Annotated in this window: 15 protein-coding genes; 11 read left to right on the top strand and 4 right to left on the bottom strand. The window is 53.6% G+C overall.

Annotated features, from left to right (window positions below; all coding sequences use genetic code 11):
• Positions 1-125: 125 nt before the first annotated feature.
• Both ACQE32_RS13325 and ACQE32_RS13330 read left to right on the top strand, forming a co-directional pair.
• Positions 126-1,670 (top strand): methyl-accepting chemotaxis protein, encoded by a 1,545-nt coding sequence (locus ACQE32_RS13325; RefSeq protein ID WP_427021917.1) that lies wholly within the window; start codon positions 126-128, stop codon positions 1,668-1,670.
• 159 nt (positions 1,671-1,829) lie between these two features.
• Positions 1,830-3,467, top strand: a complete 1,638-nt coding sequence (locus tag ACQE32_RS13330; protein WP_427021918.1) for a dihydroxyacetone kinase subunit DhaK — start codon at positions 1,830-1,832, stop codon at positions 3,465-3,467.
• 172 nt (positions 3,468-3,639) lie between these two features.
• On the opposite strand, the gene sbmA is transcribed toward ACQE32_RS13330, so the two are convergent.
• Positions 3,640-4,866, bottom strand: a complete 1,227-nt coding sequence (sbmA, locus tag ACQE32_RS13335) for a peptide antibiotic transporter SbmA (protein ID WP_427021919.1) — start codon at positions 4,864-4,866, stop codon at positions 3,640-3,642.
• A 311-nt stretch (positions 4,867-5,177) separates the two neighbouring features.
• Here sbmA and ACQE32_RS13340 point away from each other — a divergent pair, with 311 nt between their 5' ends.
• The 3 genes from ACQE32_RS13340 to ACQE32_RS13350 are packed head-to-tail and all read left to right on the top strand — an operon-like array spanning position 5,178 to position 9,039.
• Entirely contained in the window at positions 5,178-5,918 is a 741-nt protein-coding gene (locus tag ACQE32_RS13340; protein ID WP_426973172.1) for a gluconate 2-dehydrogenase subunit 3 family protein, read from the top strand.
• Positions 5,919-5,920: 2 nt separating this feature from the next.
• The gene (locus ACQE32_RS13345; protein ID WP_085069742.1) at positions 5,921-7,702 is read left to right on the top strand and encodes a GMC family oxidoreductase; all 1,782 of its coding nucleotides are present in this window, start codon (positions 5,921-5,923) and stop codon (positions 7,700-7,702) included.
• A gap of 11 nt (positions 7,703-7,713) precedes the next feature.
• The gene (locus ACQE32_RS13350; RefSeq protein ID WP_427021920.1) at positions 7,714-9,039 is read left to right on the top strand and encodes a c-type cytochrome; all 1,326 of its coding nucleotides are present in this window, start codon (positions 7,714-7,716) and stop codon (positions 9,037-9,039) included.
• Between the two features lie 70 nt (positions 9,040-9,109).
• Here ACQE32_RS13350 and ACQE32_RS13355 read toward each other — a convergent pair whose 3' ends face one another.
• Both ACQE32_RS13355 and ACQE32_RS13360 read right to left on the bottom strand, forming a co-directional pair.
• Complete coding sequence (locus ACQE32_RS13355; protein WP_250651024.1) at positions 9,110-9,433, bottom strand: cupin domain-containing protein; 324 nt, start codon at positions 9,431-9,433, stop codon at positions 9,110-9,112.
• 4 nt (positions 9,434-9,437) lie between these two features.
• Positions 9,438-10,622, bottom strand: a complete 1,185-nt coding sequence (locus tag ACQE32_RS13360) for an oligogalacturonate lyase family protein (RefSeq protein ID WP_427021921.1) — start codon at positions 10,620-10,622, stop codon at positions 9,438-9,440.
• Between the two features lie 326 nt (positions 10,623-10,948).
• On the opposite strand from ACQE32_RS13360, the gene ACQE32_RS13365 reads away from it, so the two are divergent.
• Entirely contained in the window at positions 10,949-11,587 is a 639-nt protein-coding gene (locus tag ACQE32_RS13365) for an RpiB/LacA/LacB family sugar-phosphate isomerase (protein ID WP_085069746.1), read from the top strand.
• 89 nt (positions 11,588-11,676) lie between these two features.
• On the opposite strand, the gene ACQE32_RS13370 is transcribed toward ACQE32_RS13365, so the two are convergent.
• On the bottom strand, positions 11,677-12,546 hold the full coding sequence (locus ACQE32_RS13370; protein ID WP_427021922.1) for a nucleoside-specific channel-forming protein Tsx: 870 nt from the start codon (positions 12,544-12,546) through the stop codon (positions 11,677-11,679).
• Positions 12,547-12,991: 445 nt separating this feature from the next.
• Here ACQE32_RS13370 and ACQE32_RS13375 point away from each other — a divergent pair, with 445 nt between their 5' ends.
• The 5 genes from ACQE32_RS13375 (at position 12,992) to ACQE32_RS13395 (ending at position 16,255) form a co-directional block, all read left to right on the top strand.
• Positions 12,992-13,573 carry a TetR family transcriptional regulator gene (locus tag ACQE32_RS13375; protein WP_426981909.1) on the top strand — a complete coding sequence of 194 codons (582 nt, stop codon included), beginning with the start codon at positions 12,992-12,994 and terminating at the stop codon, positions 13,571-13,573.
• Between the two features lie 12 nt (positions 13,574-13,585).
• On the top strand, positions 13,586-13,942 hold the full coding sequence (locus ACQE32_RS13380) for a helix-turn-helix domain-containing protein (RefSeq protein WP_426973179.1): 357 nt from the start codon (positions 13,586-13,588) through the stop codon (positions 13,940-13,942).
• 328 nt (positions 13,943-14,270) lie between these two features.
• Positions 14,271-14,453, top strand: coding sequence for a general stress protein (locus ACQE32_RS13385; protein ID WP_085069752.1), 183 nt, complete (start codon positions 14,271-14,273; stop codon positions 14,451-14,453).
• A 323-nt stretch (positions 14,454-14,776) separates the two neighbouring features.
• The gene (locus ACQE32_RS13390; RefSeq protein ID WP_352412391.1) at positions 14,777-15,283 is read left to right on the top strand and encodes a ferritin-like domain-containing protein; all 507 of its coding nucleotides are present in this window, start codon (positions 14,777-14,779) and stop codon (positions 15,281-15,283) included.
• Between the two features lie 72 nt (positions 15,284-15,355).
• The gene (locus ACQE32_RS13395) at positions 15,356-16,255 is read left to right on the top strand and encodes a manganese catalase family protein (protein WP_426973180.1); all 900 of its coding nucleotides are present in this window, start codon (positions 15,356-15,358) and stop codon (positions 16,253-16,255) included.
• Positions 16,256-16,342 lie beyond the last annotated feature (87 nt).

A 16,342-nucleotide genomic window follows, 5' to 3' on the forward strand; every position in this document is an offset into this window, starting at 1 on the left:
CGGGGCTGATATCGGCGGGCAGCGTTTTTTTTCCGCTAAAGATCCGCCTGTCAGATGCCGAAACTATAAAAAAACATAATCTATTCACTGTATCTGACTTTGTCCCCATTCAAGGAATTGATTTCATGCGTAACAACCAGCCCGTCACTCATCAGGAGTTTGCGTTTAGCGATGACGCAACGCTGATGTCCACCACCGACCTTAACAGCCACATAACCTATGCCAACGATGCGTTTATTGATGTCAGCGGCTTTACGCCGGAAGAGATCAATGGTCAGCCGCATAACATGGTGCGGCATCCTGATATGCCGCCTGAAGCCTTTGCCGATATGTGGGCCACGCTGAAGCAGGGGCTGCCCTGGTCTGCGCTGGTAAAAAATCGCCGTAAAAACGGCGATCACTATTGGGTACGGGCCAATGCTATTCCGGTGATGCGCAATGATGCCGTGCATGGCTATATGTCGGTGCGTACTAAACCCTCAGCGGCGGAAATAAAGGAGGCGGAAACGCTGTACGGCGATTTTCGTAGCGGAAATCATAAGGGTCGTAAACTGCATCAGGGACTGCTGGTCTACCGTGGCTGGCGACGCTGGCGTTCAATGTTCAAGACCATGCCGCTGCGTTGGCGTATTCGTTCTGCGCTGCTGGCGCTGCTGCCGTTAACTATCGCTGGCGTCTGGGCGCTGGGCGTGACGGCAGGCGTGCTGGGGATATTCAGCATCGGCATGGCTTTGCTGCTGTTCCTTGCCAGCGCCTGGCTGGAGCAGCAGATTTCCCGTCCCCTGGAGCGGGTCTGTCAGCAGGCGCTCAACGTTGCCACCGGCAACAGCCATAAAGTTGATTTGATGGATCGGGTCGATGAGATCGGCACCACGCTGCGTGCTATCGGTCAGCTTGGTCTGATGTTTCGCTGGCTGGTTGATGACGTGAGCGGGCAGGCGATCAATGTCATGAGCGCCAGCGATGCGATGGCGCGCAGCAATGATGAGCTAAGCCAGCGCACCGAACAGGCGGCAGCTAACGTCCAGCAAACCGCTGCCACCATGAACCAGATGACCTCCACGGTAAAAAGCAATAAAGAGAGCGCGGCAGAGGTAAACCAGCTTTCTATTACCACCAGTCAGGCGGCAGAAAAGGGCGGCGAGTCGATGCGTGAAATGGTAAACACCATGAGCGAAATCGCGGAAAGCGCGAAAAAAATCGCCAGTATTATCAGCGTTATCGATAGCATCGCCTTCCAGACCAATATTCTGGCATTGAATGCGGCGGTTGAGGCGGCGCGCGCTGGCGAGCAGGGCAAAGGGTTTGCGGTGGTGGCCGGTGAAGTGCGGAATCTGGCAAGCCGTAGCGCCAAAGCCGCCAGTGAAATCAAAACGCTGGTAGCAGCCAGCGTGAAACGGGTAGAAACCGGTACCGGGCAGGTCAATCAAACCGGCAGCACTATGCAGGAAATTGTTGCGCGGGTGCAGGATGTTTCAACGCTGATTGGTCAGATTAGCGCCGCCACGGCGGAGCAGGCCTCGGCCCTGAGTGAGGTAAGCCAGGCGGTAGAAAATCTGGACGATATTACGCATCAAAACGCGGCGCGTGTACTGGAAGGTGCGGAGGCATCAGGTCGCATGACGCGCCAGGCTACGCGGCTGGTCGAAGCGATCAGCGTTTTTCGCTAACGCGCTCGCCGGGCGATAAGCCCGGCGATTCATGTTTTCCCATGATTAATCTCTGCATGCGCCCGCGTTGCGGATATTTGCTATCGAATCTCTGACAGCTTCAACTACAGTTAAGCTTTGCGCCGCTGCGTCTGGGCGAAACAACACAGAGAGGAAACCATGAGTCAGTTTTTCATGAACGAAAAAAGCGAACTGGTGAACGAAGCGATCGAAGGTGCGTTAATCACCACGCCTTTCCATAACCTGAGCCGACTGGATGCCGGAGAAGGTATTCGTGTAGTGGTGCGTAACGACTGGGATAAGCGCAAGGTGGCGCTGATTTCCGGCGGTGGCTCCGGTCATGAACCTGCGCACGTAGGCTTTGTGGGCAAAGGCATGCTGACCGCCGCCGTATGCGGCGATGTTTTCGCCTCGCCCAGCGTCGATGCAGTGCTTAGCGCGATTATTAATGTTACCGGCGAAGCGGGCTGCTTGCTGATCGTAAAAAACTATACCGGTGACCGCCTGAATTTTGGTCTGGCGGCAGAAAAAGCGCGGGCGCTGGGTTACAAAGTTGAGCTGGCGATCGTTAAAGACGACATTGCGCTGCCGGACAATCCACAGCCGCGCGGCCTGGCCGGAACCGTATTGATTCATAAGCTGGCCGGTTACTACGCTGAACAGGGCGCTTCGCTGGAAGAGGTCACACAGCGCGCTCAACAGGCTATCGCGGATACCGCCAGCATAGGGCTGGCGTTTGCCACCTGCCATATTCCCGGCGAGCCGCAGGACAACCGCGTAGCGGAAGGGGAAAGCGAACTGGGCATGGGTATTCATGGCGAACCGGGTGTAACAACGCTAAAAACGCAGAACAGTCGTGAAATAGTGCAGATCATGATGGAAAAACTGGCAGAAAAGGTGCCGAACGAGAAACAGGCGCTGCTGCTGATCAACAACCTCGGCGGTTTCTCAATGCTGGAGTCAGGCGTACTGGCGCGGGAAGCGCTACGGTCACCGCTGGCAAACCGGCTGAGTCACCTGGTTGGCCCGGCGACGCTGGTCAGCTCGCTGGATATGAAGGGTTTTTCCCTGACCACGCTGTTGCTGGATCAGGAACGGCTGCGCGCGCTGCAGGCACCGGTAGAAGCCAGCGGCTGGCAGCCGCTGCAACAGGTAGCTACGCCGTCAACAGTAAAAGGCGAAGAGATTAAACGTCCGCCGCAGGCACAGCCCTCTGCAAACGCCGCCGTACAGCGCGTAGTGGACAACGTGTGTCAAACGCTGGTGGATCTCGAAAGCGAGCTGAATAAGCTGGATGCCAAAGTAGGCGATGGCGACACCGGTTCTACCTTCGCGGCAGGCGCACGTAAAATCCTGCAGGCCAGCCAGCAACAGGCGTTACCTTTTAATGAACCTGCACGTTTGCTGACGCTGGTGGGTGAACAGCTGGCGGTGGTGATGGGCGGTTCCAGCGGCGTGCTGATGTCGATTATGTTCACTGCTGCCGGACAGCAGCTGGAAGAGGGCCAACCTTTGCCGCAGGCGCTGATGGCCGGACTGGAGCGTATGAAACACTACGGTGGTGCCCGCATTGGCGATCGCACGTTAATTGATGCGCTGGAACCGGCGCTACAGGCGCTGGTGGAAGGCAAAGGGCTGAGCGAGGCCGCCGCTGCCGCGCGTCAGGGCGCAGAATCAACGGCCAGCATGAGCGCGGCGAAAGCCGGGCGCTCTTCCTATCTGAACCAGGAGAGTTTGAACGGCGTTAAAGACCCAGGTGCATACGCCGTTGAGCGCGTGTTCGCTGCGCTTAATTAATGCTGCGTGGTTCGCTGCGCTCAGCCAGGCGTGCCGCCAGTTGAGTAACATACTGGCGCTGCGGCGTAACCCGTAGCGCCAGATTGATATTTTCCATGACCCGGGTGATTTCTGCCATTTCGGCGCTGAGCTTGCCGTTTTCGTACAGTCAGCGATAGCGCTGAGCAAGCAATCACTCCGTGAGTTTTGCCGCTATGGTTTCGCCTGCGATAATGCGCTCAAAGCTACGCAACCGTTTGTAAATGGACATCAGGGAGACCAGCGTTGACCAGGAGGCGATCAGATACTGAAAAGAGGCGCGCACCTGATCGAAAACATTGGTGATTTGCTGCAGCAAACCCAACGTCAGGGTGCCAGCAATAATCGCCGGAAACAGAATAAACACGCCAAAAACATTATCAACCTGCAGGTAAAGAATGCGGATAACGTTGAAATAAAGATAATGAAACCACAGGCGAAAATAGTTATAGCGCACCCGGCTAAACAGCTGTTTTACCGTGGGTGGGGCGGCACGTTGAGGATCGTCCTCGCCATAAACCAGCTCTTTACGCCAGGCGGCTTCCACCCGTTGATTACGAAATTCCAGACCCGGCAGCTTGATTCCCACCAGCGCCAGCAGTGCGGTGCCAAACAGCGACCACATCAACGCCGCTACCACCAGTCCGTAGGGCATTGCACCCAGCAGCGGAACGCTTTTGACATGCTTCGACAGAGTGACCAGCACCGGTAAAAATGCTACCAGCGTCATAATGGCCTGAATCAGGCCCACGCCCCAGGATTCCAGCGTGCCGGAAAAGCGCATGGTGTCATCCTGTACACGCTGTGCGGCCCCCTCAACGTGACGCAGCTGCGACCAGTGCGCCATATAGCGGTTGTTCATCGCCGTGCGCCAGCGAAATACCCAGTGGCTGATAAAAAAAGCGTTAAGCACGCCGATGACCACCGCTATCAGTGCAATGCTAAGGAAAGCGCCAATTTGCTGATAAAAAGCCGCGAGCGATACCGAGCCCGCCTTGCTCAGAGCGCGTTGAATTAAATCGTAAAACGGGCCGTACCAGGCGTTAATCGCCACGCCAACCTGCACATCAAACCAGGTCATAAACAGAATCAGCGCTGAACCCAGCACTGACCAGCGCTGCCATGGATGAGGGCTAAAAATAAACCAGCCTGCGGCAAACAGCGCTGCTGTCAGGGCAAAATAGAGATAAAACCACAGCTCGCCGGGCTGAACAAAGCGCCAGGCGTTATCCGGCAGCGGCTGACTGGCATAAGCAGTGAACGTCGCCAGATGAAATACCAGCTGACTGGCCTCGGTAAACCAGAACACGATCGCTATCAGACTGAACAGCGTCGCGGTGCTGAAAAACAGCACAGGTCGGGGGAAAAAACAGCTAAACATAAGCACTCCATAGTCAGGATGGCTCTGTTATAGCCTGTGCGATGTTAATCGTCTGTGGAGGGTTGTGACCAGCCGTTACAGAGAGCTTTTGCTGAGCGCGGCGGCGCAAGAGAGATGTCAGCTTAATGTTAAAAAAATTGTGGTGTTTTGTTTTTTGAAGCTAAAGATTTTACAAAATAACTGTTACAATGCGCGCCTTTGTTACCGGTAACAAAACGTTTACTGCCGGAAAAACCCTTCAGTTACTGATAATTACAATAACGATCAGGATCAACAGTTGCGCCGTTAGCAACGAGCGCTAAGGCAATGTCATGTCGCAAAACAAAACAAGCACTTCAAGGCGGGATTTTCTCCTGAAAACCATCACCCTGGCACCTGCCGTGGCGATGGGCACCACCGGGATCGCATCATTTGGACTCAGCCACAGCGCGCAGGCCACCGATAGCGCGTCGCCGGCCGGGCCGCAAACCGCTCGTGATTATCAGCCCGTCTGGTTTTCTGCCGAGGAGTTTGCCTTTATTAAGGCGGCGGTCGCCCGGTTAATTCCGGCTGACGAACGTGGCCCCGGCGCGCTGGAAGCTGGCGTTCCGGAATTCATTGATCGGCAGATGAACACGCCATACGCCACCGGCAATAACTGGTATATGCAGGGACCATTCGATCCTGATGCGCCGAAAGAGCTGGGCTATCAGCTGCCGCTGGTACCGCAACAGATCTATCGCCTTGGTATTGCAGAAGCGGACGCCTGGGCGAAACAGCAACATGGCAAAGCCTTTGCTGCACTGACGCCAGCGCAGCAGGACGCGCTGCTGAGCGAGTTTGAAAGCAACAAGGCCAGCTTTAAACAGCTGCCAGCAAAAGTTTTCTTTGCTTATCTTCTGCAAAATACCCGCGAAGGCTTTTTCTGCGATCCGCTGCACGGCGGCAATCAGCACATGGTGGGCTGGAAGCTGATCGGCTTCCCGGGCGCACGCGCTGACTTTATGGACTGGGTGGAGCGCGGCGAGCGTTATCCCTTCCCGGCGGTATCGATTCGTGGAGAAAGAGCATAAGCATGGCAAACCAGATGAAAAAAGTAGACGCGGTGATTGTCGGCTTCGGCTGGGCCGGATCGATTATGGCGAAAGAACTCACGGAAGCAGGATTGCAGGTCGTGGCGCTGGAACGCGGTCCGCACCGCGATACTTACCCGGACGGCGCTTATCCGCAGGTAATTGATGAACTCACCTATAACGTTCGCAAAAAGCTGTTCCAGGATCTGTCGAAAAGCACCGTGACCATTCGTCACAATCCTTCCCAGACCGCACAGCCCTACCGTCAGCTGGCGGCGTTTTTACCCGGCACCGGCACCGGCGGCGCTGGCCTGCACTGGTCGGGCGTCCATTTCCGTGTCGATCCCATGGAACTGCGGATGCGCAGCCACTATGAGGAGCGTTACGGCAAAAACTTTATTCCGGAAGGGATGACGATTCAGGATTTCGGCGTAAGTTACGACGAACTGGAACCCTTCTTCGACAAGGCGGAAAAAGTGTTCGGTACCTCCGGCTCGGCCTGGAGTATCAAAGGCAAAGTGGTCGGACAGGGCCGTGGCAACCCGTTTGCCCCCGATCGCTCGGACGATTTCCCGCTGCCGCCGCAGAAACGCACTTATTCCGCGCAGCTGTTTGCCAAAGCGGCTGAGTCTGTGGGCTACCATCCTTACGATCTGCCTTCGGCAAATACCTCTGCGCCTTACACCAATCCCTATGGCGCGCAGATGGGCCCGTGTAACTTCTGCGGCTACTGTAGCGGCTACGCCTGCTACATGTATTCCAAGGCTTCGCCCAACGTCAACATCTGGCCAGCGCTGCGCCAGGAGCCGAAGTTTGAGCTGCGTGATAACTCGCATGTGCTGCGCGTTAATCTGACTGACGATAAAAAACGTGCCACCGGCGTAACCTATGTGGATGCGCAGGGCCGCGAGGTTGAGCAGCCGGCGGATCTGGTGATCCTTTCCGCCTTCCAGTTCCATAACGTGCATCTGATGCTGCTTTCCGGCATCGGTAAGCCTTACAACCCAATCACCAACGAAGGCGTGGTGGGACGTAACTTTGCCTATCAGAACATCTCTACCATCAAGGCGTTCTTTGGCAAGGATGTACATACCAATAACTTTATCGGCGCAGGCGGTGCGGGCGTGGGCGTGGACGATTTCAACGCCGATAATTTTGACCACGGTAAATATGGCTTTGTGGGCGGATCGCCTTTCTGGGTTAACCAGGCGGGCGTGAAGCCGATTTCCGGCTTGCCGGTGCCGCAGGGCACGCCTGGCTGGGGTAGCAAGTGGAAAGCGGCAGTGGCCGATCACTATACGCACCATGTTTCTATGGATGCGCACGGCGCGCACCAGTCTTACCGCACCAACTATCTCGATCTGGATCCGAACTATAAGGATGCCTTTGGTCAGCCGCTGCTGCGCATGACCTTTGACTGGCAGGACAACGACATCAAGATGTCGCAGTTTATGCACGGCAAAATGCGCAAAATTGCCGAGGCGATGAATCCAAAAGAGATCATCGGCGCGCCAAAAGTGCAGGGCACCCATTTCGATACCACGGTTTATCAGACCACGCATATGAATGGCGGCGCCATCATGGGCGAAGATCCGCAAACCAGCGCGGTGAACCGCTATCTGCAAAGCTGGGATGTGCCGAACGTTTTTGTGCCGGGTGCGTCCGCTTTCCCGCAGGGGCTGGGCTATAACCCAACCGGCATGGTCGCCGCGCTGACTTACTGGTCGGCCAGGGCAATTCGTGAACAGTATCTGAAAAACCCCGGACCGCTGGTGCAGGCATAAGGATGATGGCGATGAAAAAGGTATTACTGGCGCTGTGCCTGATGACGTCCGCTACTGGCGCAATGGCGGTTGATAACCAGGGCGGCGATTTGATCAAGCGTGGTGAGTATCTGGCGCGCGCGGGTGACTGTGTCGCCTGTCACACCAGCAAAGATGGCAAACCCTTTGCGGGCGGCCTGCCGATGGAAACGCCGATCGGCACCATTTATTCCACCAATATCACGCCCGATAAGGAAAGCGGTATCGGCAGCTACAGCTATGACGATTTCCAGAAAGCGGTACGTCACGGCATCGCGAAAAACGGCGATACGCTCTACCCGGCCATGCCTTACCCCTCTTACGCGGTGGTAAGCGATGAGGATATGCAGGCGCTGTACGCTTACTTTATGCATGGCGTGGCGCCGGTGGCGCAGCAGAATAAAGAGAGCGATATTCCCTGGCCGCTGTCTATGCGCTGGCCGCTCTCTGTGTGGCGTACGCTTTTCGCGCCGGACGTGAAAGCGTTCCAGCCGAAATCGGGTGAAGATCGGGAACTGGCGCGCGGACGTTATCTGGTGGAAGGGCTGGGGCACTGCGGCGCCTGCCACACGCCGCGCAGCATTACCATGCAGGAGAAAGCGCTGAGCGATGAGAAAGGCAGCGATTACCTTGCCGGCAGCAACGCGCCGATTGATGGCTGGACCGCCAGCAACCTGCGTGGCGATAACCGTGACGGCCTGGGGCGCTGGAGCAAGGACGATCTGGTGCAATTTCTGCGCACCGGTCGCAATGACGATACGGCGGCTTTCGGTGGCATGACGGAAGTGGTAGAGCATAGTCTGCAGTATCTGAGCGATGAAGATATCAAGGCGATAGCGCGCTATCTGAAATCGTTAGGCGCGAAAGATCCTTCGCAAACCGGCTTCCAGCCAGATGACGCGGTGGCACAGGCGCTGTGGAAAGGCGACGACAGCAAAGCAGGCGCGGCGGAATATGTTGATAGCTGTGCCGCCTGTCACCGTACCGATGGCCAGGGCTATAAGCGTTTCTTCCCGGCGCTGCGCGGCAATCCGGTGGTGCTGGCAGACGATCCGACCTCGCTGATCCACATCGTCCTGACCGGCAGCACCTTGCCGGGCGTACAGGGCGCACCAAGTACGGTAGTGATGCCAGGCTTTGGCTGGCGTCTGAACGATCGGCAGGTGGCCGACGTGGTGAACTTTATTCGCACCAGCTGGGGCAACCAGGCCGCGAAGCCGGTCACCGCACAGGATGTGGCCGACGTACGGAAAACGTCATTTGTTTCCGGGCAGCAGGGCAATATTGATATTGAAAAACTGCCACAGGCTGCGCATTAAGCCTGAGCCGTAATCGCACGGCGGCGCATCTTTAACCGGATCCGCCGCCGTTATTTTTTGCGGCACGTGATTACGAAAGGAAATCTTCCCGCTGTGGCGTAAAGGTATCCAGCAGCACGCCTGGCTCCAGGCAGACGCAGCCATGCACCACATCCGGCTTTTTATAGAGCGTATCGCCAGCGCTGACCTCATGGGTTTCGCCATCAATGGTAAACGCGAAGCGGCCTGACAGCACGTAGGTGAGCTGCTCGTGCGGGTGATGATGCAGCGGGCCAACCGCATCTTTTTCAAATGTCACTTCCACCGCCATCATGCCGCCGCCATGCGCCAGGATGCGCCGCGTCACGCCATTGCCCAGATCTTCAACCTGAGTCTGCTCTCTGAAAATAAACATACCGTTATCCATTATCTGCGGGTTGATCGAAAAAATCGTCGCGGATGGCAGCCAGGTAAAGCGCGGGCTGCCCTTCATAATCGGAGGTGAACAGCACCTGGCGATTGTCCGGGGTGAACGATGGATGCGGGTGGGTCACCTGACGATCGCCGTCCAGCACGCGCCACGAACTGTTATGGGCCGCCAGCGCACGATGGCGGCGCGTTTCCACATCAAACAGCCACAGCATCGGATCGTTTTCAATGGTGTAGCCTTTGGTATCCTGCACATCCACTGGTGTACCTGAACCGTCTCCTACCAGCAGCGTGCCATTGTGATTACTCATCAAATGCGAGCAGGCAGGCATGGTCATTAAAACTTCATTATGCTGCGTTACCGGATCGTAGCGGCAGATCTCGCGATCGGGACGATCTTTATGATAGGAGACATAGATCAGCGCCGATCCATCGGGCACCCAAAACTCATGGGTACAGCTTTCGCCAGGCGCATGATCTTTTACCTTGCGCATATTGTCGCCATCCTCGTCAATCAGCCACATACGGGCATCAACCCGATCGTGCGGGCCTTCATGGCAAAAGGCGACGGTATGATCGTCGTAAGGACGATAGATAGGATGGCCCAGCCACAGACGCTGCTCCAGAATGGTTTCCGCTTCACCGGTGCGTAAATCAACGCGCAGCAGGCGGCAGTGCGGATTTTTTTCAAAAAAGGTTTTAAATACCTGCCAGTCGCTGAGCGGTTCCCAGTCTTCGCGATCGATTTCAATGCCGACCAGACTGGTACATTCGCTGTTGGCAACCCAGGTGCCATAGCCTACCCACGCCTGTGGCACGGTGTAAATGGTGACCTCTTCATACGTGTCCAGATCCACACGGCGTAGCTGGCGCTCGTTTTTAACGTAGAAAAGATAGCGATCGTCGGGCGAGAGAAAGCCACCAAAGGTATTATCGCCAGCACCTTCCGTGAGCTGGGTGGCCTGCTGCTGCTTTAAATCAAGCAGATAGTAGTTGCGATGACCATCAAACTCACCGGCAAACAGCAGCTTGCTGCCGTCGTTGAAAAAGCACTTCTGGTAGAAATAGTTGCGGTGGCTTAACACCTCTGGCGGCGTTAAGCGCACCATTTCCGCACCGGTCTTCTCATCCTGAAAACGATAGAAGGGCAGATGTAACCGACTCCCCTTTGCCATAGCTTTTTCCTCCCGCCAGGGGTTAATAGAAAATGAAACGCTGTTTCACATTGTGGAGAGCATACCCGGTTCGTGGCGGTTGCCGAGCGTAGCCTGAAGAAAATGTAAGAAAGATCACACAATTTTTCGGGCGGCAGCTAAATGCGCGCGGGTGCGCAAAAAGTAAGTGAAAAAGGGGCCTGAACCCAGAAATGTGAAAACCGTCACAGCAAAAAGTTAAAGCGATCTTTATAAGGAACAGCTAATATTAAATTATGAAACGGTGTTTCATAATTATGAATGCATACCACCGGCAGATAACCAGCCAGGTAATAAGAGGATAAACGATGAAAATTGCTCTGATGATGGAGAACAGCCAGGCGGCAAAAAACGCCGTGGTGCTAAAAGAACTGCAGCAGGTCGCTAACGGTCTGGATTATCCGGTATTTAACGTGGGCATGAGCGATGAGCAGGATCATCATCTGACCTATATTCACCTGGGTATTATGGCCAGCATTCTGCTGAATTCAAAAGCCGTGGATTTTGTTATTGCTGGCTGTGGCACTGGCCAGGGTGCCCTGATGTCGCTAAATATTCATCCGGGCGTCGCCTGTGGTTACTGTATCGATCCGGCGGATGCCTATCTGTTTGCCCAGATTAATAACGGTAACGCGCTGGCGCTGCCTTTCGCCAAAGGTTTCGGCTGGGGTGCGGAGCTGAACCTGCGCTTTATCTTTGAAAAAGCCTTTAGCGGCGAAAAAGGCCAGGGCTATCCGCCGGAGCGTAAAGAGCCACAGGTGCGCAACGCCGGTATCCTTAATCAGGTCAAAGCGGCAGTGGTGAAAGATAACTACCTTGATACACTGCGCGCGATCGATCCCGAACTGGTGAAAACAGCGGTCAGCGGTCAGCGTTTCCAGCAGTGTTTCTTTGAGAACTGCCAGGATAAAGAGATTGAAAACTTTGTCCGTGAAATGCTGGGCTAAGTAAACAAAAAGCCAGCCTCCGTAAAGATGGCTGGCTTTTTTGTCTTCAGGCGGCGGGGCCGGGGGTTAACTCCTGGCCCTGCTTGCTATTAGAAGTTATAACCCACAACCAGATAGTAACCCCAGCCGGTTGATTTCACTTCAAACGGACCGTCGCCGAAGTTCGGATGGGCACCATCCGCCCACTGACCGCCGTTATGGAAGTAACGCGCCACCACCGAGTAGTGCCAGTGATCGTAGCCCAGCGCGAGGATATGGCTGGAGGCGATAGAGTTACTGGCGCGAGTAGCACCCGGCGTTTTATCAGCCAGATCAGATCCCCAGTCGAAGTTGGTAAAGCCGATATAGCTCAGGTTGCCGCCCCACAGCGTGGTGATCGGCAGGAAGTATTTCACCTTGAAGCGGTAACCATCCCAGCTGTTTTCATTCGCCGCACCATAGTTTTCCCACTGATATTTGGCGTAGACGTTAAGCGACAGGCCCAGTTTGGTATGGGTATCGATATCCGTTCCCAGACCCATATACCAGGTATTCTGACGGTTGTTGCTGTCCCGGCCCATGTCGTAAACGTAGTTATTGGCAAAATACCACTCTTTGAAAGGACCGAAGCTCAGGTCGGTGCCGGTCAGCTTATCAATAGAAAAGCGTGGTTCAATTTCCAGGAATAGCGGCGAACCGTTGTCCCAAATGCCTTGCTGATAGCTGTTTGCTGCGCCGAAGAAATTAGGAATATCCAGGTAGCCATAAAAATCAAACCAGTCTTTATGGGCAAAGGCTTCATATTCCAGATAGACGTCGTTATTCAGATGCGGCCCGAAGCGGGTGTGGTTGCTGCCCACCACGTTAACGCTCTGATGCCACCAGTCAGAGACATAGGTCGCATCGCTGGTTTGCGCCTGAGAAGTGACGCTGTATGACGCTGCCAACAGCGCGCCTGCCATCAACATTTTATTTTTCATTGGTTACCACATGCTTAATTGCCTCTCTGCTGAGTCAGAGAAGGCCGCGAATCAGTGCCCATTTCTGGACGGAAAGGTGTTGTTATATGCCACTCCGGGGAAGACGTACGGGTACGTCGCGGCAGCCCGCATAGGTTGCCTGTATCCTGCGGATAGAAAATAGATATTGCTCACGTTTGTCAAAGTTTGTTTCATTTTGATTCAGCTGTTTTGTGATGCGGATCACGAACAAACGTTGTGTGTTTAAAAATTTCGTCATACACCGCCTTTTCAATAGCAAGCAATCGCTTTCGTATGTTACGCAAACGATTAGCTGTAATGTTGTTGCTGTAAGGGATATGTAAGGATATGTCATATTGTTTTGAACGCATGTTCAGGAAAATTATTGAACATGTGTTCAAAAAGAGGCACACTGCCCGCCAGCTAAACATTACGGGACAAAGGAATGGGATACTTAAAAGCGGACGTGCGGGCAGAATTGTTACTGAATGCCGCTATAAAAGTGATGAAAAGCGAAGGATACGCTGCGGTTACTGCACGCAAAGTTGCGCAAGAGAGCGGGGCAGCTGTAGGGCATATCAACCGTCATTTCGCTTCGTTAAGTCAGCTAAAGTGTCAGGCATTCCTGGCTATTGTGCATGAGAAATCGGCGGAACATAAAGCAGCCAGCGAAGCATCAAGCGGTATCGACGCCGTACTCGCGCTGCTGGGTACCTGTGATAAAAAAACGCGCGATATAGAAATCTGGCGTGAAGTGTCGGTGCTGGCGCATCAGGATCGCGCACTGCACGAAATCTTTGTCTATGCGCTGAATCAGTGGCACAGCATGCTCAGTAGTGTCATCGAAAATAACCATTTGCGTTGCCATGATATGGCGTCTGCTACCGCCTGGCGTTTGATCGCGCTGGTTCTGGGGCAGGATTTACTGGCCATGCACGGCGTCATTGATGGTGATGAAGAGGTGCTGCGGTGCAATTTGCTTCACCTTATTCGGCTGGAGTTGCAGCCAGATGCGTCCGCACGGTAAAGGGAGAGAAACATGAGCGTAAGCGCGGCAAGTGAAAAGATGTTCACCTATGGCGTTATTCGTGAACTGATGCGCTGGATTGAAAGCAATCCACATCGACGCATTACCGTAGATGACTGCGCTGAAAAAACGGGTTATTCAAAATGGTATCTTCAGCGTTACTTTCATGCGGTAACCGGGAAAACCCTGGCAGCGTTCTGCCGCGAAAAGCGTTTGGTTGCCTCAGCTCGCATGCTGTTAGAGGCGAATGTCACCATTGAATATGTTGCGGTACAGCATGGTTTTTCTTCCCATGATACTTTCCACAAAACCTTTGTTCGTCACTATGGCATGACGCCTGGCGAATTCCGTCAAAAGTGCCGTGAATAACTCAGGTCAGTAAAGACTGGCCTGCACGGTAATTACCTTATCGTTTATTTATCTCCCATAAAATCACAGCAGAGTTAATGCTTATTACCGCTTCGCCTGTTAATAACCCTGCGTTTATTTAATATTTGCATCCGATTGTAATTAAATCTTTCAAATCTGAAGGTTTACAGGGCCGTTCTTTTTCTTTTCAATCATTTATTACCGCTGCGTTTATCATTTGCGTTCCTCAACGCGTTAGCTAAATTTATACCCGTAGTCGCGAATATTCTTTTCCATTACCCAGGTAGTGGATAAGAATATTATTTATGAAATAACGAGGAGGAATACTATGACTGAACATCGTGGCAATCCTGGTAATTTCGCAGAAGATCGTGAGAAAGCATCAGAAGCCGGTAAAAAAGGCGGTCAGCATAGCGGGGGTAATTTCAAAAATGACCGTGAAAAAGCTTCCGAAGCTGGTAAAAAAGGCGGCCAAAACAGCCACGGCGGTGGACGTCCCTCTGGCAGCTAACCGATTAGCTGGCTGATCCCATCGTTTTCAACCCCCGACACGTTTTGTATAACTGTCGGGGGTTTCTCATTTCCGTATCTCTATTTATAGCACTAATCTGAATATCACCCGTTTCTGCTTTATAGCGCATTAACAAAAACATAACGCAAATTTTTTTTGCGTTAGGGTTGTTAATTGCTGTTTCGCTGCCTACGCTTTTTAAGTATGGATTTTAAGGTTCGCCGAACTTTTATCGGTGAACAATATGAAAGAGATAATTCTGACGTTGCGTTTGTTGATTACGTTGGGCTTATTTTCTGACTCACTTATCACGAGGTGAAAGTATGACTTATCAGGAAAACTATCTCAGCTGGCTGCGTGACGCGCATGCAATGGAAAAACAAGCAGAAGAAATGCTGGAAAAAATGTCTTCGCGCCTGGAGCATTATCCCGATCTTAAAGCACGTCTTCAGCAACATATCGAAGAAACACGTCAGCAGCAGCAAATGCTGCAACAGGTTATCGATCGCCAGGATACCTCCAGCTCTACCATGAAAGACATGATGGGGAAAGTGGCGGCGATGGGCCAGGCGATGGGCGGTATGTTTGCTTCCGATGAAGTCGTGAAAGGCGCAATCAGCGGCTACGTCTTCGAACAGTTTGAAATTGCCTGCTACACCTCTCTGATTGCCGCCGCTGAACTGGCTGGCGATAGCGAGGGTGCACGCGTATTTGAGCAAATCCGCGAGCAGGAAAAAGCAATGGCTGACTGGGCACTGAACCATCTGCCTGATGTTACCGAGCAGTTCATGGTGCGTTCTGCACAGCCAGATACCGAAGCAAAAAAATAATATCAAAGCCAGCAATGGCATTTCACTGCATTGAGGTTGCCAGCGTTGGCAACCTCTATAGAGGAGTGAGCAATGTTTAGACATGTCAAACAATTGCAGTACACGGTACGTGTGGCTGAACCTAACCCAGGGTTGGCAAATCTGCTGCTTGAGCAGTTTGGTGGTCCGCAGGGTGAACTTGCCGCCGCCTGCCGTTATTTTACCCAGGGTCTGGGCGATGACGATGCCGGACGTAAAGATATGCTGCTGGATATCGCAACGGAAGAGCTGAGCCATCTTGAGATTATCGGTTCTCTGGTAGGGATGCTGAACAAAGGCGCAAAAGGCGCGCTGGCTGAAGGAACCGAACAGGAAGCTGAGCTTTATCGTTCATTAACCGGCAACGGTAACGATAGTCATACCACCGCATTGTTGTACGGTGGTGGGCCGCCGCTGACAAACTCTGCTGGCGTACCCTGGACCGCAGCCTATATTGATACCATCGGCGAAGTCACCGCCGATCTGCGCTCCAATATCGCCGCAGAAGCGCGTGCAAAAATCATCTACGAACGACTGATTAACCTGACGGATGATCCAGGCGTAAAAGATGCGCTGGGCTTCCTGATGACGCGCGAAGTCGCGCACCAGATCTCTTTTGAGAAAGCGCTCTATTCGATTCGTAACAACTTCCCGCCAGGCAAACTGCCGCCGATTGAGAAGTATGCCAACACTTACTTCAATATGTCTGAAGGCGGTGATGTACGCGGTAGCTGGAACTCGGATGAGAACTTTGATTACGTCGCGAATCCTCAGCCGGCGGTTGACGGCGGCGACGGTCTGGCATCAGTGATGCTGTCGGAGCAGGAAAAAGCCATGCTTGAAAGCATGGCGTTGCGCACCCGTTCTAACCCGGATATTGATCCTACCACCGGGGCTGAACTGGGCTCGCAGCAGTTAACTGACGACGCGCAAAACCTTACGCCGAAACAGTAAGCCTCTCCTGAGCCGCCTACGTGCGGCTCAGTTTTACTTGTTTTTTCCCACTGGTATTTTCCCCTTCTTTTTGTCAGGCTGTCCGTC

The sequence above is a fragment of the Pantoea sp. FN0302 genome (assembly GCF_050113775.1).
GTDB classification, from domain to species: Bacteria; Pseudomonadota; Gammaproteobacteria; order Enterobacterales; family Enterobacteriaceae; genus Mixta; species Mixta alhagi.

Coding starts and splice junctions, on each gene's coding strand:
- ACQE32_RS13325 (WP_427021917.1), top strand. CDS start 126: ATGCGTAACAACCAGCCCGTCACTCATCAGGAGTTTGCGTTTAGCGAT.
- ACQE32_RS13330 (WP_427021918.1), top strand. CDS start 1,830: ATGAGTCAGTTTTTCATGAACGAAAAAAGCGAACTGGTGAACGAAGCG.
- sbmA (WP_427021919.1), bottom strand. CDS start 4,866: ATGTTTAGCTGTTTTTTCCCCCGACCTGTGCTGTTTTTCAGCACCGCG.
- ACQE32_RS13340 (WP_426973172.1), top strand. CDS start 5,178: ATGTCGCAAAACAAAACAAGCACTTCAAGGCGGGATTTTCTCCTGAAA.
- ACQE32_RS13345 (WP_085069742.1), top strand. CDS start 5,921: ATGGCAAACCAGATGAAAAAAGTAGACGCGGTGATTGTCGGCTTCGGC.
- ACQE32_RS13350 (WP_427021920.1), top strand. CDS start 7,714: ATGAAAAAGGTATTACTGGCGCTGTGCCTGATGACGTCCGCTACTGGC.
- ACQE32_RS13355 (WP_250651024.1), bottom strand. CDS start 9,433: ATGTTTATTTTCAGAGAGCAGACTCAGGTTGAAGATCTGGGCAATGGC.
- ACQE32_RS13360 (WP_427021921.1), bottom strand. CDS start 10,622: ATGGCAAAGGGGAGTCGGTTACATCTGCCCTTCTATCGTTTTCAGGAT.
- ACQE32_RS13365 (WP_085069746.1), top strand. CDS start 10,949: ATGAAAATTGCTCTGATGATGGAGAACAGCCAGGCGGCAAAAAACGCC.
- ACQE32_RS13370 (WP_427021922.1), bottom strand. CDS start 12,546: ATGAAAAATAAAATGTTGATGGCAGGCGCGCTGTTGGCAGCGTCATAC.
- ACQE32_RS13375 (WP_426981909.1), top strand. CDS start 12,992: ATGGGATACTTAAAAGCGGACGTGCGGGCAGAATTGTTACTGAATGCC.
- ACQE32_RS13380 (WP_426973179.1), top strand. CDS start 13,586: ATGAGCGTAAGCGCGGCAAGTGAAAAGATGTTCACCTATGGCGTTATT.
- ACQE32_RS13385 (WP_085069752.1), top strand. CDS start 14,271: ATGACTGAACATCGTGGCAATCCTGGTAATTTCGCAGAAGATCGTGAG.
- ACQE32_RS13390 (WP_352412391.1), top strand. CDS start 14,777: ATGACTTATCAGGAAAACTATCTCAGCTGGCTGCGTGACGCGCATGCA.
- ACQE32_RS13395 (WP_426973180.1), top strand. CDS start 15,356: ATGTTTAGACATGTCAAACAATTGCAGTACACGGTACGTGTGGCTGAA.